At 69.5% G+C, this 25836-nt stretch carries 27 protein-coding genes and 1 riboswitch; of the genes, 12 read left to right on the top strand and 15 right to left on the bottom strand.

The annotated features are described in order from the left end of the window. Positions 1-29 precede the first annotated feature (29 nt). Positions 30-758: a slipin family protein gene (locus LX88_RS25165; RefSeq protein ID WP_307791139.1), complete on the bottom strand. Its 729-nt coding sequence runs from the start codon at positions 756-758 to the stop codon at positions 30-32. A 215-nt stretch (positions 759-973) separates the two neighbouring features. On the opposite strand from LX88_RS25165, the gene mshC reads away from it, so the two are divergent. Next, complete coding sequence (gene mshC / locus LX88_RS25160; RefSeq protein WP_090070176.1) at positions 974-2212, top strand: cysteine--1-D-myo-inosityl 2-amino-2-deoxy-alpha-D-glucopyranoside ligase; 1239 nt, start codon at positions 974-976, stop codon at positions 2210-2212. Here the strand turns inward: mshC and LX88_RS25155 are convergent. The 3 genes from LX88_RS25155 to LX88_RS25145 form a co-directional block, all read right to left on the bottom strand. Then, on the bottom strand, positions 2209-2697 hold the full coding sequence (locus LX88_RS25155) for a hypothetical protein (protein ID WP_258950279.1): 489 nt from the start codon (positions 2695-2697) through the stop codon (positions 2209-2211). The genes mshC and LX88_RS25155 overlap by 4 nt on opposite strands. A gap of 1 nt (position 2698) precedes the next feature. Then, a complete protein-coding gene (locus LX88_RS25150) occupies positions 2699-2941 on the bottom strand; it encodes an ATP-dependent Clp protease adaptor ClpS (protein WP_258950278.1) in 243 nt (80 codons plus the stop codon). A 136-nt stretch (positions 2942-3077) separates the two neighbouring features. Then, complete coding sequence (locus LX88_RS25145; protein WP_258950277.1) at positions 3078-4781, bottom strand: S8 family peptidase; 1704 nt, start codon at positions 4779-4781, stop codon at positions 3078-3080. 499 nt (positions 4782-5280) lie between these two features. Between LX88_RS25145 and LX88_RS25140 the strand changes: the two genes are divergently transcribed. After that, complete coding sequence (locus tag LX88_RS25140) at positions 5281-6381, top strand: S1 family peptidase (protein ID WP_258950276.1); 1101 nt, start codon at positions 5281-5283, stop codon at positions 6379-6381. 88 nt (positions 6382-6469) lie between these two features. Here LX88_RS25140 and LX88_RS25135 read toward each other — a convergent pair whose 3' ends face one another. Further along, positions 6470-6967, bottom strand: a complete 498-nt coding sequence (locus LX88_RS25135; protein ID WP_258950275.1) for a GbsR/MarR family transcriptional regulator — start codon at positions 6965-6967, stop codon at positions 6470-6472. 82 nt (positions 6968-7049) lie between these two features. Here LX88_RS25135 and LX88_RS25130 point away from each other — a divergent pair, with 82 nt between their 5' ends. Together LX88_RS25130 and LX88_RS25125 are read left to right on the top strand one after the other, a co-directional pair. Beyond that, on the top strand, positions 7050-7937 hold the full coding sequence (locus LX88_RS25130) for an ABC transporter ATP-binding protein (protein ID WP_258950274.1): 888 nt from the start codon (positions 7050-7052) through the stop codon (positions 7935-7937). Then, complete coding sequence (locus LX88_RS25125) at positions 7934-9517, top strand: ABC transporter permease (RefSeq protein ID WP_258950273.1); 1584 nt, start codon at positions 7934-7936, stop codon at positions 9515-9517. The genes LX88_RS25130 and LX88_RS25125 overlap by 4 nt, the downstream gene beginning before the upstream one ends. Here LX88_RS25125 and LX88_RS25120 read toward each other — a convergent pair. Both LX88_RS25120 and LX88_RS25115 read right to left on the bottom strand, forming a co-directional pair. Beyond that, the gene (locus tag LX88_RS25120) at positions 9447-10607 is read right to left on the bottom strand and encodes an MFS transporter (protein ID WP_258950272.1); all 1161 of its coding nucleotides are present in this window, start codon (positions 10605-10607) and stop codon (positions 9447-9449) included. The two genes, LX88_RS25125 and LX88_RS25120, sit on opposite strands and share 71 nt — an antisense overlap. Before the next feature lie 76 nt (positions 10608-10683). Further along, positions 10684-11583 carry a PAC2 family protein gene (locus tag LX88_RS25115; RefSeq protein WP_308203458.1) on the bottom strand — a complete coding sequence of 300 codons (900 nt, stop codon included), beginning with the start codon at positions 11581-11583 and terminating at the stop codon, positions 10684-10686. 48 nt (positions 11584-11631) lie between these two features. On the opposite strand from LX88_RS25115, the gene metH reads away from it, so the two are divergent. Next, positions 11632-15171, top strand: a complete 3540-nt coding sequence (gene metH, locus LX88_RS25110) for a methionine synthase (RefSeq protein WP_258950271.1) — start codon at positions 11632-11634, stop codon at positions 15169-15171. Continuing rightward, positions 15164-15820: an HAD family hydrolase gene (locus tag LX88_RS25105; RefSeq protein WP_258950270.1), complete on the top strand. Its 657-nt coding sequence runs from the start codon at positions 15164-15166 to the stop codon at positions 15818-15820. The genes metH and LX88_RS25105 overlap by 8 nt, the downstream gene beginning before the upstream one ends. On the opposite strand, the gene LX88_RS25100 is transcribed toward LX88_RS25105, so the two are convergent. The 4 genes from LX88_RS25100 to LX88_RS25085 all read right to left on the bottom strand — a co-directional run bounded on the left by LX88_RS25100 (position 15817) and on the right by LX88_RS25085 (position 18348). Beyond that, a complete protein-coding gene (locus tag LX88_RS25100) occupies positions 15817-16206 on the bottom strand; it encodes an SMI1/KNR4 family protein (RefSeq protein WP_258950269.1) in 390 nt (129 codons plus the stop codon). The genes LX88_RS25105 and LX88_RS25100 overlap by 4 nt on opposite strands. A gap of 269 nt (positions 16207-16475) precedes the next feature. Beyond that, positions 16476-17231 carry a CbtA family protein gene (locus LX88_RS25095; RefSeq protein WP_258950268.1) on the bottom strand — a complete coding sequence of 252 codons (756 nt, stop codon included), beginning with the start codon at positions 17229-17231 and terminating at the stop codon, positions 16476-16478. A 21-nt stretch (positions 17232-17252) separates the two neighbouring features. Then, positions 17253-17441: a CbtB domain-containing protein gene (locus LX88_RS25090; protein ID WP_090070489.1), complete on the bottom strand. Its 189-nt coding sequence runs from the start codon at positions 17439-17441 to the stop codon at positions 17253-17255. A gap of 33 nt (positions 17442-17474) precedes the next feature. Further along, positions 17475-17649, bottom strand: a riboswitch (cobalamin riboswitch). 48 nt (positions 17650-17697) lie between these two features. Beyond that, entirely contained in the window at positions 17698-18348 is a 651-nt protein-coding gene (locus LX88_RS25085) for a (2Fe-2S)-binding protein (protein WP_258950267.1), read from the bottom strand. A gap of 83 nt (positions 18349-18431) precedes the next feature. On the opposite strand from LX88_RS25085, the gene LX88_RS25080 reads away from it, so the two are divergent. The 4 genes from LX88_RS25080 to LX88_RS25065 all read left to right on the top strand — a co-directional run bounded on the left by LX88_RS25080 (position 18432) and on the right by LX88_RS25065 (position 21208). Continuing rightward, a complete protein-coding gene (locus tag LX88_RS25080; protein WP_258950266.1) occupies positions 18432-19637 on the top strand; it encodes an RNA-guided endonuclease InsQ/TnpB family protein in 1206 nt (401 codons plus the stop codon). A 124-nt stretch (positions 19638-19761) separates the two neighbouring features. Then, the gene (locus LX88_RS25075) at positions 19762-20025 is read left to right on the top strand and encodes a phosphoribosyl-ATP diphosphatase (protein ID WP_089912086.1); all 264 of its coding nucleotides are present in this window, start codon (positions 19762-19764) and stop codon (positions 20023-20025) included. A gap of 14 nt (positions 20026-20039) precedes the next feature. Beyond that, positions 20040-20900 carry an ATP phosphoribosyltransferase gene (gene hisG / locus LX88_RS25070; protein ID WP_258950265.1) on the top strand — a complete coding sequence of 287 codons (861 nt, stop codon included), beginning with the start codon at positions 20040-20042 and terminating at the stop codon, positions 20898-20900. Beyond that, on the top strand, positions 20897-21208 hold the full coding sequence (locus LX88_RS25065; RefSeq protein ID WP_258950264.1) for an antibiotic biosynthesis monooxygenase family protein: 312 nt from the start codon (positions 20897-20899) through the stop codon (positions 21206-21208). Before hisG ends, LX88_RS25065 begins: the two co-directional genes overlap by 4 nt. Here the strand turns inward: LX88_RS25065 and LX88_RS25060 are convergent. The 4 genes from LX88_RS25060 to LX88_RS25045 form a co-directional block, all read right to left on the bottom strand. Beyond that, complete coding sequence (locus LX88_RS25060; RefSeq protein WP_258950263.1) at positions 21169-21783, bottom strand: phosphoribosyltransferase; 615 nt, start codon at positions 21781-21783, stop codon at positions 21169-21171. The genes LX88_RS25065 and LX88_RS25060 overlap by 40 nt on opposite strands. 29 nt (positions 21784-21812) lie before the next feature. Then, positions 21813-21944: a hypothetical protein gene (locus LX88_RS25055; RefSeq protein WP_258950262.1), complete on the bottom strand. Its 132-nt coding sequence runs from the start codon at positions 21942-21944 to the stop codon at positions 21813-21815. A gap of 140 nt (positions 21945-22084) precedes the next feature. Beyond that, positions 22085-22855, bottom strand: coding sequence for a thioesterase family protein (locus LX88_RS25050; RefSeq protein ID WP_258950261.1), 771 nt, complete (start codon positions 22853-22855; stop codon positions 22085-22087). Further along, positions 22855-23700 carry a RecB family exonuclease gene (locus LX88_RS25045; protein WP_258950260.1) on the bottom strand — a complete coding sequence of 282 codons (846 nt, stop codon included), beginning with the start codon at positions 23698-23700 and terminating at the stop codon, positions 22855-22857. Before LX88_RS25045 ends, LX88_RS25050 begins: the two co-directional genes overlap by 1 nt. A gap of 166 nt (positions 23701-23866) precedes the next feature. Between LX88_RS25045 and LX88_RS25040 the strand changes: the two genes are divergently transcribed. Beyond that, positions 23867-24985, top strand: a complete 1119-nt coding sequence (locus tag LX88_RS25040) for a site-2 protease family protein (RefSeq protein ID WP_258950259.1) — start codon at positions 23867-23869, stop codon at positions 24983-24985. A gap of 12 nt (positions 24986-24997) precedes the next feature. After that, positions 24998-25825 carry a tRNA (adenine-N1)-methyltransferase gene (locus LX88_RS25035; protein ID WP_090005877.1) on the top strand — a complete coding sequence of 276 codons (828 nt, stop codon included), beginning with the start codon at positions 24998-25000 and terminating at the stop codon, positions 25823-25825. The last annotated feature ends 11 nt before the right edge of the window (positions 25826-25836 follow it).

The following is a 25836-nucleotide window of genomic DNA, read 5'->3' as shown; positions in this document are numbered from 1 at the left end:
TGCTCGTTAGCCGGGGTAACTCACATGGCCTACTGCTCCGGCGAATCCTTCGGCAGCTCCAGGTTCGTGTTCTTCTCCAGGAACCTCAGGAGCTCCACGGGGAACGGCAGCACCAGCGTCGAGTTCTTCTCCGCGGCCACCTCCACGATGGTCTGCAGCAACCGCAGCTGGAGCGCGCCGGGCGTGGCCTCCATGGTCCCGGCGGCTTCAGAGAGCTTCTTGGACGCCTGCAGCTCGCCGTCCGCGGTGATGATCCGGGCGCGGCGTTCCCGTTCGGCCTCGGCCTGCCGCGACATCGAGCGCTTCATGCTCTCCGGCAGCGCCACGTCCTTGATCTCGACGCGGTCGATGTCGACGCCCCACTGCAGCGCGGGCGTGTCGATCATCAGCTCCAGGCCCTGGTTGAGCCGCTCGCGGTTGGACAGCAGGTCGTCGAGCTCGCTCTTGCCGATGATCGACCTGAGCGAGGCCTGCGCGACCTGCTGCATCGCGAACCGGTAGTCCTCGATGCTGATGACTGCCTTCGCCGCGTCCTGCACCTTGAAGTACACGACCGCGTCCACGCGCACCGTGACGTTGTCGCGCGTGATGCCGTCCTGCGCCGGAATGGGCAGGGTGACGATCTGCAGGTTGACCTTCCGGAGCTGGTCGACCCCGGGGATCAGCATCGTCAGCCCCGGCCCGCGCACGCCCTCGCGGAGCTTGCCGAACCGGAACACCAGCCCCTGTTCGAACTGTTTGATCACTCGGGCGCTCATGGCGAGGCCGAGGCCTCCGAGCACGACGATCCCACCGAGAACTTCGAAGATGATCACGAGACCCCGCCTTTCAGCGGCGAATGCCCTGTCGTCCAACGGTACGCCTGGGGTGCGTCGGCGAACGTCCTGGCTTTTCGCCCGAACGAGCCAGGGCGTGGTCGTCCCGACACGCGGAAATCACGCTCCGCCCGGTGGCACGCGTTAGTGTCGGATGCATGCAGACCTGGTCATCGATTCCTGTGCCACGGGTTCCGGGGGACCCCCGCCCGCTGAGGCTGTTCGACACGGCTACAGGCGAAGTGCGTCCGACGGCTCCAGGAGACACCGCCAGGTTGTACGTCTGCGGCATCACGCCGTACGACGCGACTCACCTAGGCCACGCCGCCACCTATCTGGCGTTCGACCTCGTGCACCGCGTGTGGCTCGACAACGGCCACAACGTGCACTACGTCCAGAACGTCACCGACGTCGACGACCCGCTCCTGGAGCGGGCGCTGCGCGACAAGGACGACTGGGAGGTGCTCGCCATGCGCGAGACCGCCCTGTTCCGGGAGGACATGGAGGCGTTGCGCGTCCTGCCGCCGCAGGACTACGTCGGCGTCGTCGAGGCGGTCCCGGAGATCGTCGAGGTGGTCGCGAAGCTGCTCGCCGACGGCCACGCCTACCGCGCGGACGACTCCGAGTACCCGGACATCTACTTCGAGCACAACGCCACCGGCCGGTTCGGCTATGAGTCGAACTACTCCTCCGAGGAGATGCTCCGGCTCTTCGCCGAACGAGGCGGCGACCCGGACCGCCCCGGCAAGCGCCACCCGCTCGACGCCCTGCTGTGGCGCATGAAGCGCCCCGGCGAGCCCGCGTGGCCGTCCGAACTGGGCGAGGGCCGCCCCGGCTGGCACATCGAGTGCAGCGCCATCGCCCACAACCGCCTCGGCGCCGGCTTCGACGTCCAGGGCGGCGGCTCCGATCTGATCTTCCCGCACCACGAGTACTCCGCGGCCCACGCCGAGGCCCAGACCGGCCAGCACCCGTTCGCCCGCCACTACGTGCACGCGGGCATGATCGGCCTCGACGGCGAGAAGATGTCGAAGTCGCGCGGCAACCTGGTCTTCGTCTCGAAGCTGCGGTCGCAGAAGGTGGACCCGAACGGCGTCCGCCTGGCGCTGCTCGCGGGTCACTACCGAGCCGACCGCCCTTGGACCCAGTCGCTGCTGGACGAGGCACTGACCCGGCTGGACAAGTGGCGCCGCGCCGCGGACCTCGACACCGGACCGTCCGCTGTGGACACCGTGACTCGGTTGCGGGACCACCTGGGCAACGACCTCGACACGCCTCGCGCGCTGGCCGCCGTTGACGCCTGGGCCGACGAGGCGTTGACGCACGGCGGGTCGGACAGGCACGGGCCGTCGCAGATCCGTGACGCGGTGGACGCGCTTCTGGGCGTGGACCTCTAACCGGCAGGCCATCCGGTGGCGGCCCTAGGTTCAAGGGCCGTCACCAGCGCCTGCTGCACACCGCTGAACGCCGTGGCGCTGATGGTGGTCGAGCGGTTCCACGTCAAGTGCAGCCCTCGCAACTGTGCGAACGTGATGAGCCAGTCGTCGACCTCGTCGAACCCGAGCAACCACGGAGTGGGCTCCGCGCACCGCTTCCGCACGCGCCACGCGGGCTCGGGGTCGGTCAGCACGTTCCGGTGACGTTCCCAGAAGGCGTCCGCCTCGGCAGCAGACCTGGACGAGTCGGGGAACATCTGCCGAATCAGGGCTTCGGCGGTGGGAGCACGCCAGAACCGCCTCCTGCGCTCACGCGGTAGCACGCCGTCCTCGAGCAGGTCGAGCAGTTCGGCCAGCACAGGCAACGCGGACGCGACGAACGCGTCCGACGCGCGGACGAGCAGGCCGTCGCCCATCGAGACCACGACGAAGCCGTCCTCCTCCACCTCATGCCTTCCCGAACGTCGTGTGCAGGCCGAACCTGATCAGGTCCAGCGCGGTCGTCTCGGCCTCGTCACGGCTTTCGTACTCGCCGACCACCGCACGCCCGTCCCGGTGGACCTCGGTGGTCTTCTCCCGCGCGACCGCATCGCTCGCACCACACACCTTGCGCATCAGGTGGTGAACGACCGCGAACACGTTGTGGTCGTCGTTGTGCACGACGACCTGCCATCTCTCGCCCGAAATCACCGGCAGAGTATGAGGCAGCACCACAATGGACTCGTGACGGGGTTTTCGCTGCTGCGGTTGCATGCTGTCGGGGCCAGGACGTGGAACCGCCCCCGAGGCGGAAGCACCGGGGGCGGTTCGTTCAGCGAGCAGGAGCTCAGACGTCGAGCGTCCAGTTGTTCAACGTGCCGGTGTCCAGGGACGCCGCGTCGCGCACGCGCAGCGTCCAGGTGCCGTTGGCGGCCTCACCAGAGAGGTTCTTGGTGTAGGTCTCGTTGATGTTGTCGGCCGAGCCGCCGCTGCGGTTGTGCAGGTTGACGACGGTGCCGTCCGGTGCGACCAGGTCGACCACGAGGTCGCCCTTGTAGGTGTGGGTGATCGAGACCTTGATCGACGCGGTGGCCGACGCGTTGCCCGCGCAGCCGGAGACGACGATCGTGCTGGTCACGGTGGTGTTGTCGGGGATGGCGACCGGGGTGGAGTTGGTCTTGGCGTCACAGCTGCCGCCGACCGCGTTGACCACCCAGGAGAACGTGGCCGTGCCGGTCTTGTTCGCCGCGTCGGTCACCGTCGCGGTCACCGAGTAGGTGCCCGCGGTGGTCGGGGTGCCGGAGATCGCGCCGGAGGCGTTCGCCGACAGACCGGCCGGGAGACCGGAGACGGACCACGTGTACGGCGCGGTGCCGCCCGAGGCCGAGAGCTGCAACGACGCCGGCGTGCCGACCGTGGAGGTCTGCGTGCCGGGGTTCGTCACCGCGGGGTTGCCCGAGGGGGCCCCGAAGAGCGAGTACAGCAGCTTGTTCGGCGTGTTGGCGCCGACGTTGGTGATCTTGTTGGGCGTGGAGGCGGCGTTGATGCCGTTCCACACGGCGGCGGGGGAGTCGGTGGGGTGCGTGGCGAGCCACAGGGCTGCCGCGCCCGCGACGTGCGGGGTGGCCATCGACGTGCCGGAGATGTTGTTCGTGGCGGTGTCGTTGGTGTTCCACGCCGACACGATGTTCGAGCCCGGAGCGTAGATGTCCGTGCAGGAGCCGTAGTTCGAGAACGACGAACGTGCGTCGGTGTTCGTCGAGGAGTTGACCGTGATGGCCTCGGTGACGCGTGCCGGCGAGGTGCTGCAGGCATCGGTGTTCGAGTTGCCGGACGCGATCGCGTAGGTCACGCCGGACGCGATGGAACGGCGCACCGCCGCGTCCAGGGTGGCGTCCGCGCCGCCGCCGAGCGACATGTTGGCGACAGCGGGCTTGACCGCGTTCGCCGTCACCCAGTCGATACCACCGACGACACCGGCGGTCGTGCCGGAACCGCCACAGGTCAGCACCTTGACGGCGACGATCTTGGCGGCCTTCGCGAGGCCGTACTGCGAGCCCGCGATGGTGCCGGCGACGTGCGTGCCGTGACCGTTGCAGTCGCTGTTGTTGCCGTCACCGGAGGTGTTGGTGCCCCACGTCGCACGGCCACCGAACGTGGAGTGCGTCGTGCGCACACCGGTGTCGATGACGTACGCCGTCACGTTGGACGCCGTGGTGTCGTACTGGTAGCTGTTGCTCAGCGGCAGGTCTCGCTGGTCGACGCGGTCCAGGCCCCACGACGGCGGGTTCTGCTGGACGTCGAGCGCGTGCACCTCGGCGTCCTGCTGGACGAACGCGACCTTCGGGTCCGCGGCGAGGCGGGCGGCCTGCTGGGCCGTCATCTTCACCGAGAAGCCGTTGAGCGCGTGCTGCCAGACCTGGCCGACCTGGCCGCCGTACTTGCTCGCCAAGCCCGGTGCGGCGGCCCTCGACGCCGTGTCGGCCTTCAGCGAGACGATGTAGCTGTCCTTCACGACATCGGCGCGGTCCGCGCCGAGAATCGTCCCCACGTTTTCTTGAGCTGACGCAGCCGGGACCACAGCGGCGGCCAAACACATGGCGGCAGCGGCTGTGAGTCCGGCACCCAAGACTCTTCGCATGGCAGGGTTCTCCCTCGTGCAGGGAACAGGGTGTCCAGCACGCTAGCCCTAAACCGCAGGTCAGAGGGATACGCCGGTCGTTGCGAACTGTTGACAGATTTGACTTTGCGTGTCAAAGCGAATGGTCGCTCTGCGTCACGGAAATAGGCTGAGAGAACGCATTTGGATTCCCTATACCAACCCGAACGCCGCGAGGTCCACCCCTCGAACGACCCTACCGGCCGGTAGACATGCCGAAGTAGCGTCGCCCAGACGGAGGAACGAACTGATCGGGCAGTTCGCCGCCTGGGGACGCCATTCATCCGGTGTCGTACGAGCTGTGTTGCAGCACAGCTGATCTCCTCATCGCGGTTGCCCGGTCCGGCGTTACACCGGCCCTGCACAAACCGAAGACCAAGGAGAATTGCCTATGAAGCGCATGGCTGTCGCAGCTGTGGCCGTGTTGGCGGGCGCTCTCGCGACGACGGTCTCCCCTGCCGCCGTCGCCGCCGAGGGACCCTCCGCCGGCCTGCTCGCCGCGATGCAGCGCGACCTCGGGCTCGACGCCACGCAGGCGGCGGAGAGGCTGCGCCAGGAGAGCGCGGCCACGGTCCTGCAGCGAGTCGCGGAAGGGTTCGCCGGCGAGAGCTACGGCGGCGCGTGGTTCGACGCGTCCATCGGCAAGCTCGTCGTGGGCGTGACCGACGAGGCCAAGACCGACCGGCTCCGCAAGCTCGGCGCGGAGCCCCGCACGGTCGCGCACAAGGCGAGCGACCTCGACGCGGCCAAGGCGAAGCTCGACGCGTCGCCGGCTCCGGCCGAGGTCACCGGCTGGTACGTCGACACCAGGGCGAACGCGGTCACGATCACCGTCAAGCGAGGTCAGGCCCAGGCGGCGCAGGCCCTGGTGGAGAAGGCGGGCGCGGTCGCGAAGGTCGTCGAGACCGACGAGGCGCCGCGGCTGTTCAAGGACACCCGCGGTGGCGACGCCTACTACATCAACAACGCCGGACGCTGCTCCGTCGGCTTCGCGGTCGCGGGCGGCTTCGTCACCGCCGGGCACTGCGGTTCGCCCGGCGACACGGTGACCGGCGTCGACAAGACGGCGATGGGCGCGTTCGAGAAGTCGTCCTTCCCGGGCAACGACTACGCGTTCGTCAAGACCAACTCGTCGTGGACGTCGACGGCCAAGGTGAACCACTACGGCGGCGCGGACGTGATCGTCTCCGGTCACACCGAGTCCGCCGTCGGCGCCTCGATCTGCCGTTCCGGCTCGACCACGGGCTGGCACTGCGGCGAGGTCCAGGCCAAGAGCCAGACCGTGAACTACCAGGAGGGCTCGGTCAGCGGCCTCACGCGCACGAACGTGTGCGCGGAGCCCGGTGACTCGGGTGGCTCGTGGGTCAGCGGCACGCAGGCGCAGGGCGTCACCTCGGGTGGCTCCGGCAACTGCACCAGCGGCGGCACGACCTACTACCAGCCGGTCAACGAGATCCTCGAGACCTACGGTCTGACGCTCACCACGGGCTGATCACCTGAAGTGAACGAAACGGAGGCGGCATCACCCGAACGGGTGGTGCCGCCTCTCGTTGCAGGAAGCAGGAATCAACGGTAAGCCGTTAGCCCTGGCGCTCTTGCATCCACTTTTCGCGGTGCACGCGCCACCGGTCCAGCATCGAGCCGAGCTCGCCGTGCACGAAGCGGAAGAACTCGCGCGTCTCGTCCAGCCGGATCCCCGCCTCGGAGTCCGCGCCGAGCGCCTCGACGCCCTCGCCGAGCACCTCGTCGATCATGCCGAGCATCTGGTCCTTGCGGAACGTCGCCTCGAACCAGACGTTGTCGCGCATCCGGTAGACGTCGCGGCGCGATCCGGGCTCGCGCTCGCGGCTGACGATCTGGACGGTGCTCAGGTAGCGCACCGCGCCCGACACCGCCGCGGGGGAGATCTGCAGCAGGTCGGAGATCTCGGCCGCGGTGAGCCGGCCGGAGTCCGTCGTCAGCAGGGCCGCGAGGATGCGAGCCGGCATGCGGGGCACGCCGGTGTCCGCCAGGATCCCGCCGAACCGTTCGACGAACTGGCTCACCGCCTGCGTGTCACGCTCCGTAGCACTCGTCACGGCGGCATCATCCCTTTCGTCAGTCGATCGAGCAAAATTTACACGCTTCACGAAGTTGTGAAAGAAGCGTAGCTTACCCGCCATGACATCTGCGATATCCGTGTCGGGCCTGGTGAAGACCTTCGGCCCGACGCGCGCGCTGGACGACCTGAACCTGGACGTCCACACCGGCGAGGTGCACGGCTTCCTGGGCCCGAACGGCGCCGGCAAGTCGACGGCGATCCGGGTCCTCCTCGGCCTGCTGCGTGCCGACTCCGGCACCGCGCGGCTGCTCGGCGGCGACCCGTGGAAGGACACCGCGGCCCTGCACCGCCGCCTCGCCTACGTCCCCGGCGACGTCAACCTCTGGCCCAACCTGACCGGTGGCGAGGTCATCGACCTGCTCGGACGGCTCCGCGGCGGCCTGAACAAGGCCCGCCGCGCCGAGCTCCTGGAGCGCTTCGAACTGGACCCGCGCAAGAAGGGCCGCACCTACTCCAAGGGCAACCGGCAGAAGGTCGCGCTGGTCGCCGCCCTGTCGAGCGACGTCGAGCTGCTGATCCTCGACGAGCCGACCTCGGGCCTCGACCCGCTGATGGAGGCCGTCTTCCAGGACTGCATCAACGACGAACGCTCCCGCGGCCGCACCGTGCTGCTCTCCAGCCACATCCTCGCCGAGGTCGAGGCCCTGTGCGACCGGGTCAGCATCATCCGGGGCGGCCACATCGTGGAGACCGGCACGCTCGCCGACCTGCGGCACCTCACCCGCACGTCGATCTCCGCCGAGCTCGCGGGCCCGCCCAACGGTCTCGCGGACCTGGCCGGCGTGCACGACCTGGTCGCCGAGGGCAACCGGGTCAGGTTCGAGGTCGACTCGGACGAGCTCGATCCGGTGCTCAAGCAGCTCGTGGCGACGGGCGTGCGCACGCTGACCTCCCAGCCGCCCACTCTGGAAGAGCTGTTCCTGCGCCACTACGAGGACGCGAAGTGATCGGCACCGGGCACCTCGTGCGGCTGGCGCTGCGCCGCGACCGGATCCTGCTGCCGGTCTGGGTCCTGTTCCTGGTCGGCGTCACCTACTCGACGACGACCGCGCTGGAGGAGCTGTACGCAACGGCCGAGTCGCGGGCGCTGCTCGGCGTCACCGCGAACGCGAACTCCGCCTTCCTCGCGATGCTCGGCCCGCTGCACGACTGGTCGTCGCTGGGCGGCCTGGTGGTGTGGCGCTGGGGCGTCTTCTCCGGCCTGTTCGTCGCGATCATGGCCATGCTGGTCGTCACCCGGCACACGCGCGCGGAAGAAGAGGCGGGCCGCACCGAGCTCATCGCCGCCACGGTCGTCGGACGGCACGCGCCGCTCGCCGCCGCGGTGATCGTCGCCGGCGGCACGAGCCTGCTGATCGGGCTGTTGCAGGCGCTGGCGCTGATCGGCAAGGACCTGGCCCCGGCCGGCGCGTTCGCGTTCGGCCTCTCCACGGCGAGCGTCGGACTGGTGTTCACCGCCGTCAGCGCGTGCACCGCGCAGCTCTCCGAGAACTCGCGCGTGTCCAACGCGATCGCGGGCGGGTTCCTCGGTGTCACCTACCTGCTGCGTGCGGCGGGCGACGCGGCGGGGGAGTCGGGGCCGCAGTGGCTGACCTGGTTCTCGCCGATCGGCTGGACCGAGCACGTGCGGTCGTTCGGCGACAACAGGTTCTGGGTGCTGCTGCTCCCGCTCGCGGCGTTCGTCCTGCTGACGGGCGTGTCCGCGTACATCGTGACCCGCCGCGACGTGGGGCTCGGTCTGCTGGCCGCCCGGCTCGGCCCGCCGCACGGCACGATCGGCAGCCCGTTCGGGCTGGCGTGGCGGCTGCAGAAGGGCTCGCTGATCGGCTGGTCCGTCGCGCTGTTCGCGGTGGGGGTGATCTACGGCAGCGTCGCGCAGGCCGTCGGGCAGATGGTGCAGGACAACCCGGCGCTCGGCCAGATCGTCAGCAAGATCGGCGGGGCCGACGCGATGGTCGACGCGTTCTTCGCGACCGTCACCCAGCTCCTCGGGCTGATCTCGTCGATCTACCTCGTGCAGGCGGTCCTGCGGCTGCGGTCGGAGGAGACGTCGTTCCGCGCGGAGCCGATCCTCGCCACGCCGGTCTCGCGCTGGGGCTGGGTGGCCTCGCACGCGGTGTTCGCCCTGGTGGGCGGTGCGGTCGTGCTGGCGGCGGCCGGTCTGGGCCTGGGCCTCGTCTACGGGACGCAGACGAGGGACCTGGGCGCCGTCCTGCCGCAGATGCTCGGCGCGGCACTGGCCCAGCTCCCGGCCGCGTGGGTGATCGCGGGCGTGGCGCTGGTCCTGTTCGGACTGTTCCCGCAGCTCACGGGCGTGAGTTGGGCGGTGGTGTCGGTGGCGCTGGTCCTCACGCTGCTCGGCCCCGCGCTGCAGCTCGACCAGTGGATGATCGACCTCTCGCCGTTCACGCACGTCCCGAAGTACCCGGACATCACCTTCGGGCCGCTCGCCTGGCTCACAGTGGTGGCGGTGCTGCTCCTGGCGGCGGGGTTCGCCGGGTTCCGCCGGCGCGACCTGTCCACGTGACGATCGCGGGCACGGTCACCAGCAACGCCGCCGGGACGAGGAAGGCCGTCAGCGGATGTGACTGGTAGAGCGGGACGAACGCCAGCGGGGCCGCGGCGGCGCCCATGAAGCGCAGTGACTGCACGACGCTGACGCTGCCGCCCCTGTTGGCGCTGCCGTTCTGCAGCACCAGCGCGTTGAGACTCACCAGCACGCCCTGCGCGGCGGCTCCGGTCAGCGCCCACGCGATGACCGCGACCGCCGCGACCGGCGTCGTGCCCACCGCCGCGACGAGCCCCGCGCCCAGCGTCGCGCCGACGACGACCGTGGTGGCGGCACCGAACCTGTCGATGGCCTTGCCGATCTGCCGCGCGGTCAGGAACCCGACGATGCCGAAGCCGGTGAGCAGCAGGCCGCGTTCGCCCGCGCTGAGGCCGAACACGTCGTCCAGCCGGAACGCCACGAGGAACGACAACCCGCCGAGGCACCCCCAGCAGACGAACGCGATGAGCGCGGGCCGCAGCGTGCTCGGCACGAACGCGCTGCGCAGACTCGCGTCGCGCTCCGGTTCGGCCTCCGTCTGCGGCACGCCCAGGACCGCCAGCGCGACGGCGACCACCGCGATGACCACGAACGCCAGCCGCCAGTCGACCTCGGCGGTGAGCCCGCCGACGAGCGGCGCGGACGTCTGCCCGGCCGCCTGCATCGAGCCGAACAACCCCAGCGCCCGGCCGAGCTTCTCCCTGGGCGTCGAGGCGGCGATCACCGCCAGCAGCACCGGCGTCGTGAACGAGTTCGCCGCGCCCTGCAACGCGCGGGAGGCCAGCAGCACCTCGAAGCTCCAGGAGCAGGCGGCCAGCACGGACGTCAGCGCGTAGGCGACGTAGGCGATCCGGATGGTCCGTTGTGGACCCCAGCGCTGCGCGAGCGTGCCGGAAGCCAGCATCAGCACCGCGAACGGCACGAGGTAGTAGGTGAGCGTCGAGGCGGCGTTGCCCGCCGACCGCCCGAAGCTGTCGCCGATCTCGGGCAGGATCGAGGTGGTCACGGCGCCGCCGAACGGCCCGATCACCGCACCCGCGTACAACCCGGCGCGTGCCAACCGTCCCACGGACACCTCCGCCGCTCACCCTATTGCGGTGAGCGGCGGAGAGCGCCCAAAAGTGGTTGTTGTCGCTAAGTTCCTGTCAGCGCGGACCGGGCGACGGCCAGCCCGGACCACGGCCGCGGCGGCGCAGGTAGCGCTCGAACTCCGCGGCGATGTCGTCACCCGACGCCTCGGTGATCTGCAGCTCCGCGTCGCCGCGCTCTTCCAGGGCGCGCACGTAGTTGCGCACGTCCTCGTCCTCGTCGGCCATCTCGGAGACCGTGCGCTCCCACTCCTCGGCCTGCTCCGGCAGGGCGCCGAGCGGGACCTCGATGTCGAGCACCTCCTCGACCCGGTGCAGCAGGGCCAGCGTGGCCTTGGGGGAGGGAGGCTGCGAGACGTAGTGCGGCACGGCGGCCCAGAACGAGATGGCCGGGATGCCCGCCTGCACGCACGCGTCCTGGAACACGCCGACGATGCCGGTCGGGCCCTCGTACTTCGAGTGCTCCAGGCCGAACTTCTCGGCGGCGTCCGCGTCGTAGGCGGTGCCGGTGACCGGGACCGGGCGCGTGTGGGGCGTGTCCATCAGCAGTGCGCCCAGCGTCACCACCGTCGTCACCCCGAGGGCGTCGATGTGGCCCAGCAGCTCGGCGGCGAACTTGCGCCACCGCATGTTCGGCTCGATGCCGTGCACGAGGATGACGTCCACGTCCGAGCCGGGGGGCCTGCACACCGACAGTCGTGTCGTCGGCCAGTCGACCCTGCGGGTGACGCCGTCCACCAGGCGGACGCTGGGGCGCGTCACCTGGAAGTCGTAGTAGTCGTCCGGGTCGATCTCGGCGAGCGGGGTGGCGTCCCAGGTGAGTTGGAGGTGCTCGATCGCGGTGCTGGCGGCGTCGCCGGCGTCGTTCCAGCCTTCGAACGCACAGACCATGATCGGAGCCGTGAGCGGGATGCGCGGGTTCGAGGGGGTCGGGGATTCCTGGGACGGATCGTTCACGGCGCCAGACTACGGGTTCCGCCAGTCAACTCATCGTAGGCTTGGCCCATGCGTGATCGCGGAGAGTCGCCGTTGCTGGAAGCGCTGGTGAACCGTGTCGTCGTCGCTGACGGGGCCATGGGCACGATGCTTCAGGCCGTTGACCTCTCCCTCGACGACTTCAACGGTCTCGAGGGCTGCAACGAGATCCTGAACGTCACCCGCCCGGACGTCGTCAAGGCGGTGCACCGCGGCTATCTCGAGGTCGGCTGCGACGCCGTGGAAACGAACACTTTCGGTGCGAACCTCGCGAACCTCGCCGAGTACGACATTCCGGACCAGATCTTCCACCTGTCCGAGCGAGGTGCCGCACTGGCACGCGAGGTGGCGGACGAGTTCGCCACGTCCGGGCAGCCCCGGTTCGTGCTCGGCTCCGTCGGTCCCGGCACCAAGCTGCCGACGCTCGGCCACGCTCCTTATGCGACGTTGCGCGACGCCTACCAGGAGCAGTGCAAGGGTCTGCTCGTCGGCGGGGTGGACGCGATCATCGTCGAGACCTCGCAGGACCTGCTGCAGACCAAGGCGTCCGTCGTCGGCGCCAAACGCGCGATGACGGCCGAGGGCCGGTTCGTGCCGATCATCGCCCAGGTGACCGTGGAGACGACCGGCACGATGCTGCTCGGCTCGGAGATCGGCGCCGCGCTGGAACCGCTGGGAATCGACCTGATCGGCCTGAACTGCGCCACCGGTCCCGCCGAGATGAGCGAGCACCTGCGCACGCTCTCGAAGCACGCGCGCATCCCGTTGTCGGTGATGCCGAACGCCGGACTCCCCGAACTGGGGCCGCACGGCGCGGTCTACCCGTTGTCGCCGGAGGAACTGGCCCAGGCGCTGGCGGGGTTCGTCCGCGAGTTCGGTGCCCGGCTCGTCGGTGGCTGCTGCGGCACGACGTCCGAGCACCTGCGCCAGGTGGCCGACGCGGTGCGCGACCTCGGTCCGTCGACGCGCCGGCCGCGCCCGGAACCGGGTGTGTCGTCCCTGTACCAGGCCGTCCCGTTCACACAGGACGCTTCGGTGCTGATGATCGGCGAGCGCACGAACGCCAACGGCTCCAAGGCGTTCCGCGAGGCGATGCTCGCGGAGAAGTGGGAGGACTGCATCGAGATCGCGCGCGACCAGACGCGCGAGGGTGCCCACCTGATCGACCTCTGCATCGACTACGTGGGCCGCGACGGCGAGGCGGACATGCGTGCGCTGGCCTCGCGGCTGGCCACCGCGTCGACGTTGCCGATCGTGCTCGACTCCACCGAACCGGGCGTGCTGCAGGCCGGTCTGGAGTGCCTCGGCGGCCGCAGCGCCGTCAACTCGGTCAACTACGAGGACGGCGACGGCCCGGACTCCCGGTTCCAGAAGATCATGCGGCTCGTCTCCGAGCACGGCGCGGCGGTCGTGGCGCTGTGCATCGACGAGGAGGGCCAGGCCCGCACGGCCGAGTGGAAGGTCCGCGTCGCGACCCGGCTGATCGAGGACCTCACGACGAACTGGGGCATGCGGGTCGACGACATCATCGTCGACTGCCTGACCTTCCCGATCTCCACCGGCCAGGAGGAGGTGCGCCGCGACGCCGTCGAGACGATCGAGGCGATCCGCGAGCTCAAGCGCCGTCATCCGGACGTGCAAACGACTCTGGGCCTGTCGAACGTCTCCTTCGGACTCAACCCCGCCGCGCGCCAGGTGCTGAACTCCGTGTTCCTGCACGAATGCGTGCAGGCGGGCCTCGACACCGCGATCGTGCACGCGTCCAAGATCGTGCCTATGGCCCGCATCCCCGACGAGCAGCGCGCGGTGGCCCTCGACCTCGTCTACGACCGCCGCCGCGAGGGCTACGACCCGCTGCAGAAGCTCATGGAACTGTTCGAGGGCGTCACCACGAAGTCGAACTCCGCCACGCGGGCTCAGGAACTGGCCGCGCTGCCGTTGTTCGAACGCCTGCAGCGCCGCATAGTCGACGGCGAGCGCAACGGCCTGGAAGCCGATCTGGACCTTGCTCTGGACGAGCGCCCGGCGTTGCAGATCATCAACGACACGTTGCTCGCCGGCATGAAGACCGTCGGCGAACTCTTCGGCTCCGGCCAGATGCAGCTGCCGTTCGTGCTGCAGTCCGCGGAGGTCATGAAGACCGCCGTCGCGCACCTCGAACCCCACATGGAACGGTCCGAGGACGACGCTGCCGGCGGCAAGGGCCGGATCGTGCTCGCCACCGTGAAGGGCGACGTCCACGACATCGGCAAGAACCTCGTCGACATCATCCTGTCCAACAACGGCTACGAGGTCGTGAACATCGGCATCAAGCAGCCGATCAACACGATCCTGGAGGCCGCGGAGGAACACCGCGCGGACGCGATCGGCATGTCCGGCCTGCTGGTCAAGTCGACCGTGATCATGAAGGAGAACCTCGAGGAGATGAACTCCCGGGGTGTCGCCGCGCGATGGCCGGTGCTGCTGGGCGGCGCGGCGTTGACGCGTGCGTACGTCGAGAACGACCTGACGGAGATGTACTTCGGCGACGTCCGCTACGCCCGTGACGCCTTCGAGGGCCTGCGGCTGATGGACGCGATCATGGCGGCCAAGCGCGGCGAGACCCCGCTGGTGGATTCCGAGGCCCAGGCGAAGGTCCTGGAGCGCAAGGCCCGTCGCGAACGGTCGCTGCGCATCGCGGCGGCCCGCAAAGCCGTTGCGGGAGAAGAAGAAGTCGTGTCCGGCCGCTCCGACGTGGCGGCCGGCAACCCGATCCCCGTGCCGCCGTTCTGGGGCAGCCGGGTCGTGAAGGGCATCCCGGTCGCGGAGTACGGCGCTTTGCTGGACGAGCGCGCGACGTTCATGGGGCAGTGGGGCCTCAAGGGCACGCGCGGCGGCGGCCCGACCTACGAGGAACTGGTCGAGACCGAAGGCCGCCCACGCCTGCGCTACTGGATGGAACGCCTTGCCACGGAAGGTGTTCTTGCCCACGCCGCGGTCGTCTACGGCTACTTCCCGTGCGTCTCCGACGGTGAGGACCTGGTCATCCTGGAGGAGCCCTCCATCGGGTCCGCTGAACGCTTCCGGTTCACCTTTCCGCGCCAGAAAAGGAATCGCCGCCTCTGCCTGGCGGACTTCTGGCGTCCTCGCGACGCCGGCGAGGTCGACGTGATCGCGTTCCACCTCGTCACGATGGGCCAGCCGATCGCCGACTACGCGAACGAGCTGTTCGCCAAGAACGCGTATCGTGAGTACCTGGAAGTCCACGGACTGGGGGTCCAGCTCACCGAGGCGCTGGCCGAGTACTGGCACAAGCGGGTCCGCGAGGAGCTCGTCTGGCCGGCGGGCGGCACCGTCGCCGCCGAAGACCCGGCCGACGTCGAGGAGTACTTCAAACTCGGCTACCGCGGCGCGCGTTACTCGTTCGGCTACGGCGCCTGCCCCGAGATGGAAGACCGCGCCCGCATCGTCGAGCTCCTGGAGCCGTCGCGCATCGGGGTCTCGCTGTCCGAGGAACTCCAGCTACACCCGGAACAGTCCACCGACGCCTTCGTGGCGCACCACCCGGAGGCGAAGTACTTCAATGTCTGACTTGCAGGCTGTCCTGTGGGACATGGACGGCACGCTGCTGGACTCCGAGAAGCTGTGGGACATCCCGCTCTACGAGTACGCGGAGAAGCTTGGCGGCGTCCTGTCACTGGAGACCCGTGAGCGCATGGTCGGCAGCAACGTGCCCACCACCATGCGCCTGCTGTTCGCCGACGTCGGCATCGAACCCACCGAGGCCGACATGGCCGACGGCGCCGCGTGGATCTCACGCCGCACCGAAGAGGTGTTCCGCACCGGCCTGCCGTGGCGTCCGGGGGCCCAGGAGGCGCTGCGGGCCGTGCGCGAGTCGGGCGTGCCGATGGCGTTGGTGACGTCGACCGAGCGCTCGCTGACCGAGGTCGCGCTGGACACGATCGGGCGGGACCTGTTCGACGTGACCGTGTGCGGCGACGAGGTGGACGGGCTGAACAAGCCGCTGCCCGAGCCGTACCTGAAGGCGGCCCGCCTGCTGGGCGTGGACGCGGCCCGGTGCGTCGCGATCGAGGACTCGCCGACCGGGGTGGCCGCGGCCGTCGCCGCCGGGTGCACCGTGCTGGTCGTGCCGTGCGACGTCGAGGTCGAGGCGGGGGAGCGGCGGATCTTCCGCGACTCGCTCGTGGGCGTGGACGTCGAGGTGCTGAAGGCCCTCTAGGTCCGCGACCGCTGCCAGCTCAGCCTGGCGTCGTGCACTTCGGGCACGTAGACGGAGACCAAGAAGAACTTGGCCCTGGCGGCGTCCGCGTGCCAGTGGAGAGCCGGTTCGCCGGTGTCGAGTGAGTGCGCGATGTCGGTGAGCATCGCGTCCAGACTCGGCCACAGGGAAGGCAGCCGGCTGCCCTCGTCCACGTCCCACTCGCGGACGCACCCGGACTCCGGCCCCGGCCGTTCGTCGACGAGCAGGTAGTCACCCATGCCGTCCGCGGCGATGGGAACGAATTCGCCGAGGAAGATCCCCGACGTCGTGCCCGCCGGTTCCGCCTCTGTTTCGAGTTCGGTCCGCTTCCGGGTTTGCTCTCGCTGGGAGTCCTCCGAGGACAACGGGGTGTATCGCGTCGGAATCAGATTTTCCGCCGCGGCGAGACTTCAGAAGCCCGTTGCGCCGGATCCGGCGGTGATCTGGTCGAAAGTGCGGGATGCGTTGACGTGCAACCAGTCTTGGATGCGTTCCCACGGCTGAAGACCGTTCTCCGTCATGGCGCCATGATGCCGCACCGGCACTGCCGACGTTACGAGCTGTAGTGGGTGTCGCTGGGCGGAACCCACCGGCCGACGACGGTGTGGGGTGGCCTCGCGGCCACCCCACACCGTCACGCGACTGCGGCCTTCTCGGAGGCCTTGACCCTGCGCGTGGCCGGGTCGATCAACAGGCCGAACACCACGCCGATGCCGACGTAGAGCGTGGCGAGCTGGGCGAGCGAGCTGAGGCGGAACTGCCACAGCACGTTCACGGGCATGTCCGCGGGGATCGTGTCCGGCGGCGCGGGGAACGCCAGCAGCACCACCGCGGTGGCCGCGGCCACCGCGAGGAGCACGGCCGTCGTCCGCACCGGCTGCGACTGCGCGCGCAGCTGCTCGGCGAGCCAGCTGGCGCCCCACACGATCACCAGACCGGCCACCACCACACCGAGGTAGAGCGCGGTCCGGTAGTTCACCGTCTCCGGGTCGCCCACGCCAGGCGGGTTGGCTGGGTACTTGAGCCACGGCAGCAGCGCCACGGCACCGAACACCGCGGCACCGAACGCGAAGCTGCGGCTGAACGGCGTGCTGCCGGTGAACCAGCGCTTCGACAGCGCGTAGGCCGTGGCGAACACCAGGCCCACCGCGATGCCGACGATCACCACGCCGAGCATGCCGCCCACGACCTGGGCGCCACGGCTGACGAGCTCTTCTTCGCCGCCGTGCGAGTGGCCGGCTTCCTCACCGGCGGGTGCCCGTGCCTCTTCGACCGCGAGCGCGGCACGAATCGGGATCTCGGTCACCAGGAGCTGCACCAGCGCGGACGCGACACCGGCGATGCCGCCGGCCGCGACTCCGCGCAGCGCAAGGGACTTGTACGTCGTCATCTGCTCGACCGGTGGGTCTGATCAGTGGCAGGGGACGCCGAGGGCGTGGCGGCCGTCGTGGAAGAACTCGTGCAGCAACCCGGAACTCGCGCCGAGCGCGAGGCCGTTCTCCTGCAGGACCAGGTAGGTGACGATCAGGCCGAGCACTGAGACGGCGAAGGCCCATTTGGGCACGCGGACGGCGGACAGGCTTGCTGCGGGGCTCGTCATGACGGGCTCCTCCATACCTCGTGGAAGGTCAACTCTCCTTGCGGCGCCGCAGCCGGTCTCCTGACTCCCGGATCAACGCTGCCCCCGCGTCTTCCCAGTCCCGGCGGGGACCAGTGACGTGCTCGGCGGGGATCGCTTCCCGGTCACAGTGGCGAGGACCGCGCCGGATTCTCACCGGCTTCCCGTCACTGCGGCGCGTGCACCGTAAGTTGATCGGCCCGTTAAGCACAACCGGCCATAAGAGTTGTTGCGTTGCTCACTTCACGAGTGGACAGTCACCACACTTCCCACCTGCGGCGACGCGGTAGTAGAGACAACAGCTCCTGCGCCGGAAAGTGACCTCGCCGGGAAAACTCAGGAATTCTCCTGCCTGCTCGAACGGCGGCGCGCTCATGAGCCGTTCGCCCCGTTCTTCCGCTTCCTCCTCGGTGAGCATGCGTGCGCGCACAACCATTTTCAGCGCGCCCGCGATGTTCGACATCGCGTTGCCCCACAACAATCCGCGCGCCACCGGCGTGACCTGCTGAATCGCTTCCACCACCGGTTCGAGCGCCTCCGCGGCCCCTGGGCCCAGTCGCGGCTGGTCGATGCGGACGCTCAGGCCGTTCGCGGGGTGGTACTGCCACCACAGGTTCTCCGGACGGACGTCGATGGGGATGTTCGCGGCCGTGAGCGGGCTGAGCAGCCGTGCCGTGTAGCTGAGGAAGAACAGGCTCGCCGCCACGCGTGGTTCGTCGGCTTTGTACCGGTCGGCGATGGCGTCGATCGTGGTCTTGAGCGCCGGGCCCTCCAGGAGCGCCGTTCCCGGCTGCCAGGAATCGTCGGGCCTGCCCACGTCGAGGGCGAAGAACGGGTTGATCCCGCGCACGCGGCGCAGCGCTTCGAGTACCTCGGCGAACTCAGACACGAAGTTCACGCTACCGAGTGGAATCGCTTCGCCGGGCACAGAAGGCCCGATCACGGGGCAGGCCGGTCGGCTAGCTTGAGATCGTGAGGACGGCCTACCGATGCCGGGCCTATCCGGACCCAGACCAGATCGCGATGCTGAACCGTACTTTCGGGTGCGTGCGACTGGTGTGGAACAAGACTCTTGCGGAGCGGTCGCATCGTTACCGCACCGAGGGCAAGACCACCTCGTACCGGGAGACCGACGCCACTCTCACCGCCTGGAAGCGCACCGACGACCTGGCCTTCTTGTCCGAAGTGTCCTGTGTGCCTCTGCAGCAGACGCTGCGTCACCAGTACACCGCGTACCGGAACTTCTTCGCCGGACACGCGCGGTTCCCGCGCTTCAAGTCGCGGACGGGCCGGCAGTCGGCGCACTTCACCCGTTCGGCCTTCCGCATGCGCGAAGGTCGGCTCCACCTGGCCAAGACCACGGGGCCGATGCACTTCGTGTGGTCGTTCGATCAGGTGAATCTGGCCACGCTCGAGCCGAGCATGGTCGTCGTCGCGCGAGAGCCTGACCACCGCTGGTACGTCACGTTCACAATCGACACCAGCGACCCTGTGCCGCTGCCTGCTACCGGCCACGCCGTCGGTCTGGATCTCGGCGTGAAGGACTTCATCGTCACGAGCGACGGCCAACGGATCGCCAATCCTCGGCATCTGGAACGCAAGGTGCACAACCTCGCCCGCTACCAGCGGCGTCTGGCTCGTGCACAACGTGGCTCCAACAACCGCGTCAAAGCCAAGCGAAGAGTTGCTGCCGCGCACCGCAAGGTCTGCAACGCTCGCCGCGATTTCCTGCATCGCACCAGTACTCGCCTCGTCCGAGATGCTGATGTCATCGCGATTGAGGATCTCGCGGTTGCGAACATGGTTCGGAACCGGCGGATGGCCCGCGCGATCAGCGACGTGGCGTGGGGCGAGTTCCGGGCGATCCTGCAGTACAAGGCGCATCGCGCCGGACGGACGCTCCTGATCGTCGATCGCTGGTGTCCCAGCACCAAAACGTGTTCAGCCTGCGGACATCTGCTGGCTGAGCTCAGTCTGTCCGTTCGACACTGGACGTGTCCGAACTGTCGCACCCGGCACGACCGGGACCTCAACGCGGCGAAGAACATCCTTGCGGCTGGTCGAGCCGTAGCCCGGCAAGTCTCGGGCGATGCCTGTGGAGCTGATGTGAGACGGCGAGGGTTCGCCCTTCCGCTGTCAGCTGTGAAGCAGGAACCCCGTGTCGTGAGGCGCGCCTGATGGTGTTCGACATGAGTCGGACGGGGCTCCTCGCCCGCGGGTGAGGAGAAAGTCAAGTCCATCGCCTGGGACAGATGCCACCGCGGTGTGGACTGGGGCCGCCGGGATGGGAGGATGTCGTGCCGTGAAGACCTTCGATTCCCTGTTCGCCGAACTGACCGAACGAGCCGCCACCAAGCCGGAGGGATCCGGCACCGTCGCTGCGCTCGAGGCCGGGGTCCATGCGCAGGGGAAGAAGGTCCTGGAGGAGGCGGGCGAAGTCTGGATCGCCGCCGAGTACGAGTCCGACGAGAAGCTCTCCGAGGAGATCTCGCAGCTGCTCTACCGCCTCCAGGTGCTCATGCTGGGCCGTGGCCTCACGCTCGAAGACGTCTACAAGTACCTCTGACGGAAGACTTTCACATGCTGCGCGTAGCAGTCCCGAACAAGGGCGCGCTCGCTGAACGCGCCTCCGCCATGCTCACCGAGGCCGGTTACCGGCAGCGGCACGAGCCGCGTGACCTGACCGTGCTCGACAACAACAACGAGGTCGAGTTCTTCTTCCTGCGTCCCAAGGACATCGCGATCTACGTGGCGTCCGGCGACCTCGACCTCGGCATCACCGGCCGCGACCTGGCCGCCGACTCGGGCGCCGACGACAACGGCTCCTCCGTCGAGGAGCTGCTGGCGCTGGGCTTCGGCTCGTCGACCTTCCGCTACGCCGGGCCTCGCGGCACGGACTGGAAGGTCTCCGACCTCGAAGGCAAGCGCCTGGCCACCGCGTACCCGAAGCTCGTGGGCCGCGACCTCAAGGCCCGTGGCATCACCGCGCAGGTGATCCGTCTCGACGGCGCCGTGGAGATCTCGATCCAGCTGGGCGTGGCCGACCTGATCGCCGACGTCGTGGGCTCGGGCCGGACTCTCAAGCAGCACGACCTGGTGCCGTTCGGCGACCCGATCTGCGAGTCCGAGGCGATCCTGATCCACCGCAACGGCTCCGAGGTCACCGCGGCCAAGAAGCAGCTGACAGCTCGCCTGCAGGGCGTCGTGTTCGCGCAGCAGTACCTGATGCTCGACTACGACTGCCCGCGTTCGCTCCTCGACGCCGCGATCGCGCTGACCCCGGGCCTGGAGTCACCGACCGTCGCGCCGCTGGCCAACCCGGAGTGGTCGGCCGTGCGGGCGATGGTGTCGCGCAAGGAGGCGAACAAGGTGATGGACGAGCTGGCCGCCATCGGTGCCAAGGCCGTGCTGGCCTCGGACATCAGGTTCTGCCGGCTGTGATCACGGAGCACGCCCTGCTGGACGTGCTGCCGGGTTCGGCCGAGGAGTTCGAGTGGGCGTTCGGCGAGGCGCGGGAGCTGATCTCCGCCTCGCCGGGCTTCCGCGGCCTCGAACTGCTGCGGTGCCTGGACACGCCGTCGCGCTACCTGCTGCTCGTGCGCTGGGACACGGTCGAGTCGCACACGGTGGGCTTCCGGCAGGGGCCTTCGTACGCGCGGTGGTCTGAGCTGCTGCACCGCTTCTACTCGCCGTTCCCGGTCGTGTCGCACTACGAGAGCGCCTTGAGCACCTCTTCGTCCGTGGTCTGATCGAAGCTCTCGTACCAGCGGCTCACGGCCTGGAAGTGCTTCGGCGTGAGGACGGCGATCACTCTCGTCCTGAACGTCTTGAGGGAGTCCCTCGCGGCTACCGGAACCGCCAGGGTGACGCTCCTGGGTTCGCGTCTGGCGATCCAGTGGAGCGCTGCTCTGGCCGTGACGCCGGTGGCCAGGCCGTCGTCCACGAGGATGACGTCGCGGTCCTCGACGGTGAGCGGTTTGTCGCCGCGGTAGAGGGTCGTGCGCCTTCGGGCTTCGGCTCGTTCCTCGTCGCAGGCGCGGCCCAGTTGCTCCTCGGTGAGGTGCAGGGCTCTGAGCACTCCCGGGTCGTAGATGGGCTCGCTGTCCGCGGTGACGGCGCCTACGCCGTACTCGGGGTGGCCCGGGGCGCCGATCTTGCGCGCCACCACCACGTCCAGTTCGGCGTTGAGGTGCCTGGCTACTTCCTTGGCCACCGGGACGCCGCCTCTGGGCAGGCCCAGGACCAGCGGGTCGTGCCAGGGGAGGTCCGCGAGTCGCGCGGCGAGGGCGCGGCCCGCTTCCTGCCGGTTCGCGAACCTCTTCACAGTCCCGCTGACGCTACGCCCTTCCCGGCTCAGCCGAACAGCACGCCGTTCGAGGTGTTGCGGCACGGCAGGCCCTGCCTGGCCGGCGCACCGCACGCGACCGGGTAGAGCACGGCGATGATCCAGCAGGCCGTCGCGACGGCGAAGGAACCCGTCCACACGACTCCGAGGTGGTCCCCGCTTCCACCCTCGCTGTCCGCACGCGTGCGGCGGTAGCGCCCGGGAGGGGACTGTGATCGCGGGCCGTCGCGATCAGTGGGGTTGCCGGTGAGGTTGCGACTGAGGCGTGTCCTGTGAGGTATCAGCGTTCGCGGACGAACAGCGCCTGCGCCGTCGTGCCCACCGGCCCGGCCACGTCGTGCACCACGCTGGTCGCGAGCCCGACGCCGTCCGGCCCGATGGTCGTCCGCGCGTCCATGCCGACCCACTCGCCGACGGGGCGGCGGTGCAGGTGGACGGTCAGGTCGGTGTTGATGGCGTACCACTTGCGAATGTCCACACGGGACGAGACGCCGCTCGCCGAGTCGACCACGGCGAACAGCAGTTCTTCCGGTGACGGCTCGGAACCCTCCACCACGGCCACGCGCGGGCGGGCCCACACCTGGGCGTCGCCCGGAGTGAAGATGCCGCCGGACACGGAAAGCCATTCGACCGCGGCCAGGTAGCCGCCGCCCCAGTGGTCGGGGACCTCCATCGGCACGGCGGACTCGGGTGGTGCCAGTGCGGGAACCTCGCCGCCCGCCACCGAAGCCGTGTCCGAGGTCACGATGCGCCACGCTCGCGCCGTGAGCACGGTGCGGCCCTCGTGGGACAGGGAGGCCGCCAGCAGTTCTACCGAGCGGCCGGGGCGTTCGACCGAAGTGGACACCGTCAGGTCGGCCACCGGGACGGGGCCCAGCACCTCGAACGTGACGCGTGCCAAGGCCGACGACGGGTTGCCCAGAGCGAGCAGCGACCGCACCAGCAACGCCGAGGGCGGGCCGAGGTGCTGGCTGTCCGGGCCCCACGGGCCGACGGTGTGGTCGGTGGAGCGGAACGTGTCGCCGCCCAGCGGCAGGTAGAAGGCCGGCATCAGTCGCGGTCCTGGAGGGGCTCGGTGTCGTCCGGCTCCGGCCAGCCCGGGTAGGGCGGCGGGGTGCCGTCGAACGCCGGGCAGAAGGCCTTGTGGTCGCAGTAGTCGCACAGGCGGCTGGGGTTGGGGCGGAAGTCGCCCGTCGGCGCGGCGCGCATGATGGCCTGCCAGATCGCGTCGAGCGTGCGCTCGAAGCGGGCGAGCTCGGACTCGTCCGGGGTGTAGGCGAGGGCCTGGCGGTCGGCGAGGTACATCAGGCGCAGCTGGCGGGGGACGACGCCGCGCAGCTTCCACAGCACCAGGGCGTAGAACTTCATCTGGAACAACGCCTTCGCCTCGCCGATCTGGCGGGGCGCGGCGCCGGTCTTGTAGTCCACGACGCGGATCTCACCCGTCGGGGCGACGTCCACCCGGTCGATGTAGCCGCGCAGCAGCACGCCGGACGGCAGCTCGGACTCCACCAGCAGCTCGCGCGACTCCGGTTCCAGGCGCCTCGGGTCCTCCAGGCCGAAGTAGCCGTCGAGCAGCTTCGTGGCGGATTCCAGCCACTCCGCCTCCTCCTCGCTGCCCTCGACCTCGAACAGCGTGGCGAACTCCGGGCGCTCGGCCTTCACCCGCTCCCAGGCCGGTGTGATCATCGAACGCGCGCGGTCGGGCACCCGCTCGGCCGCGGGCAGTGCGAACAGGTCTTCCAGCACCGCGTGCACCACCGTGCCGCGCACCTGCGCCTTCGTCGGCCTCTCCGGCAGCCGGTCGACCGCGCGGAACCGGTAGAGCAGCGGGCACTGCTTGAAGTCCCCTGCCCGGGAAGGCGAGAGCGCGGGCCTGCGCAACGTGGTGCTCATGGTTCGCACCCTAGGACAGGGGTCTGACAATCCCGGGAGCGCCACCTGGGTACCGGCCGCTCGAAGCCGGTGAGCGCCGGTCCCGAAGACGTGCGCACCAAGCGGAGCCGCCTCGGGCGAATCGCACCGAACCGCGAGATCACACCACCCCCTCTACAGTGCTTCCGTGGCCGCGCGGATCAGTGATCGAGTGGGCGGCCTGCTGCTGTTCCGGGTAGCGGGCATCCCCGTGTTGCTCGCGCCGTCGTGGTGGATCGGCTCGGCGATCGTGGTGGCGTTCTACGCCCCGTTCGTCGACGACCTCGCTCCCGGCACGGCTCCGGGCGTCGGGTTGCTGATGGCCGTGCTGCTCGCGCTCTTCCTCGGGTTGTCGGTGCTCGCGCACGAACTCGGCCACTGCGTCGTGGCGCTGCGGCTCGGCCTGCCGGTCCGGCGGCTGCACCTGTTCCTGCTGGGCGGCTCGACCGAGATCATGCGCACACCCGGCAAACCGGCCCACGAGGGTGCGGTCGCGGGCGCCGGGCCCGCCGTGTCCGTCGTGCTGGCGATCCTGTTCGGCCTCGGCGCGATGGTCATGACCCAGGACGGCGTCGTGTGGGTGCTGGTCTTCCAGCTCGCCGCCGCGAACGCCGCCGTCGCCCTCTTCAACCTCCTGCCCGGCCTGCCGCTGGACGGTGGCCGGATCGTCAGGGCCGGTGTGTGGGCCATCACCGGGCAACGGGCGATGGGCACGCGTGTCGCCGTGGTCGGCGGTATCGCCGTGGCCATCGCACTCGTGGCGTGGGCGCTGTACGGAGTCGCGGAAGGCGCGGAAGACCGTTGGCTGCGCTTCGGCGTGTGCGTGCTGACGGCGTGGGGTGTCGTCGTCGGTGCGAGGGGTGAGCTCGCCAGCGAACGCCGTCGCACCTGGCCCGCCGGTCTGACCCTCGCCGACCTGATCCGCCCGGTGCTCCAGCTGCCCGCGGAGAGTCCCGTCGCGGACGCGCTGAGCACCTCGGCCGGGCGGGGTGTGGTGCTGGTACGGGCGGACGGCGTCGCGGCCGGCCTGCTCGACACCGCGCTGGCCGAGAAGCTCGCCGCGGCAAGCCCTTTCGCGCCCGCGGAGCAGGCGGCCGAGCCGATCCTGCCCGAGACCGTGCTGCTCGCGGACGAGCCCGGCGAGGAGATCGTCGAGCGCGTCCAGGGCACCGCCGCGTGGCAGTTCCTCGTCGTCGACCTGGAGGGCCGTCCGGCCGGTGTGCTGCACAGGGAGGACCTGCGTGCGGCCATTGAGAAGGGCGTTTGACACCATTGCGCGGTGATTAGCGCAAGTGGACCGTTCCAACCGGGCGACCGGGTTCAGCTGACCGACCCCAAGGGGCGGCACTACACCGTTGTCCTCGAACCCGGCAAGGAGTACCACACCCACCGCGGCGCCATCCCGCACGACCTGCTCCTCGGGCAGCCCGAGGGGTCCGTGGTGCAGTCGGTGGGCGGCACGACCTTCCTGGCGCTGCGCCCGCTGCTGCCGGACTACGTGCTGTCGATGCCGCGTGGCGCGCAGGTGATCTACCCGAAGGACGCCGCGCAGATCTGCATGTACGGCGACATCTTCCCGGGCGCGCGTGTTCTGGAGGCGGGGGCGGGCTCCGGCGCGTTGTCGTGCTCGCTGCTGCGTGCGGTGGGGGAGAAGGGCAGCGTCCAGTCCTACGAGGTGCGCGAGGACCACGCGGTCCACGCCATCCGCAACGTGGAGACGTTCTTCGGCGAGCGCCCCGGCAACTGGTCGATCACCGTCGACGATGTGAAGAACCACGAGGGCGAGGTCGACCGGGTCATCCTCGACATGCTCTCGCCATGGGAGGTGCTGCCCTCGGTCGCGAAGAACCTCATCCCCGGCGGCGTCCTGGTCGTCTACGTCGCCACGACGACGCAGCTCTCCGTGGTCACCGAGGCGCTGCGGGAGATGACGTGCTTCACCGAGCCCCACGCCTGGGAGACGCTCGTCCGCCCGTGGCACGTCGTCGGCCTCGCCGTGCGGCCGGAGCACCGGATGATCGGGCACACCGCGTTCCTGCTGACCACGCGCAGGCTCGCCGAGGGCGTCACGGCGCCCAGGCCGCAGCGCCGCCCCAGCAAGGGCTGACCCGGCAACGC

It is taken from the genome of Lentzea californiensis, from assembly GCF_024648825.1.
GTDB classification, from domain to species: Bacteria; Actinomycetota; Actinomycetes; order Mycobacteriales; family Pseudonocardiaceae; genus Lentzea; species Lentzea californiensis.
This window is presented reverse-complemented; position numbering and strand designations above follow the sequence as displayed.

Coding starts and splice junctions, on each gene's coding strand:
- LX88_RS25140 (WP_258950276.1), top strand. CDS start 5,281: ATGAAGCGCATGGCTGTCGCAGCTGTGGCCGTGTTGGCGGGCGCTCTC.
- LX88_RS25090 (WP_090070489.1), bottom strand. CDS start 17,441: ATGACGAGCCCCGCAGCAAGCCTGTCCGCCGTCCGCGTGCCCAAATGG.
- metH (WP_258950271.1), top strand. CDS start 11,632: ATGCGTGATCGCGGAGAGTCGCCGTTGCTGGAAGCGCTGGTGAACCGT.
- LX88_RS25165 (WP_307791139.1), bottom strand. CDS start 758: ATGAGCGCCCGAGTGATCAAACAGTTCGAACAGGGGCTGGTGTTCCGG.
- LX88_RS25105 (WP_258950270.1), top strand. CDS start 15,164: ATGTCTGACTTGCAGGCTGTCCTGTGGGACATGGACGGCACGCTGCTG.
- LX88_RS25050 (WP_258950261.1), bottom strand. CDS start 22,855: ATGCCGGCCTTCTACCTGCCGCTGGGCGGCGACACGTTCCGCTCCACC.
- hisG (WP_258950265.1), top strand. CDS start 20,040: ATGCTGCGCGTAGCAGTCCCGAACAAGGGCGCGCTCGCTGAACGCGCC.
- LX88_RS25045 (WP_258950260.1), bottom strand. CDS start 23,700: ATGAGCACCACGTTGCGCAGGCCCGCGCTCTCGCCTTCCCGGGCAGGG.
- mshC (WP_090070176.1), top strand. CDS start 974: ATGCAGACCTGGTCATCGATTCCTGTGCCACGGGTTCCGGGGGACCCC.
- LX88_RS25130 (WP_258950274.1), top strand. CDS start 7,050: ATGACATCTGCGATATCCGTGTCGGGCCTGGTGAAGACCTTCGGCCCG.
- LX88_RS25095 (WP_258950268.1), bottom strand. CDS start 17,231: ATGACGACGTACAAGTCCCTTGCGCTGCGCGGAGTCGCGGCCGGCGGC.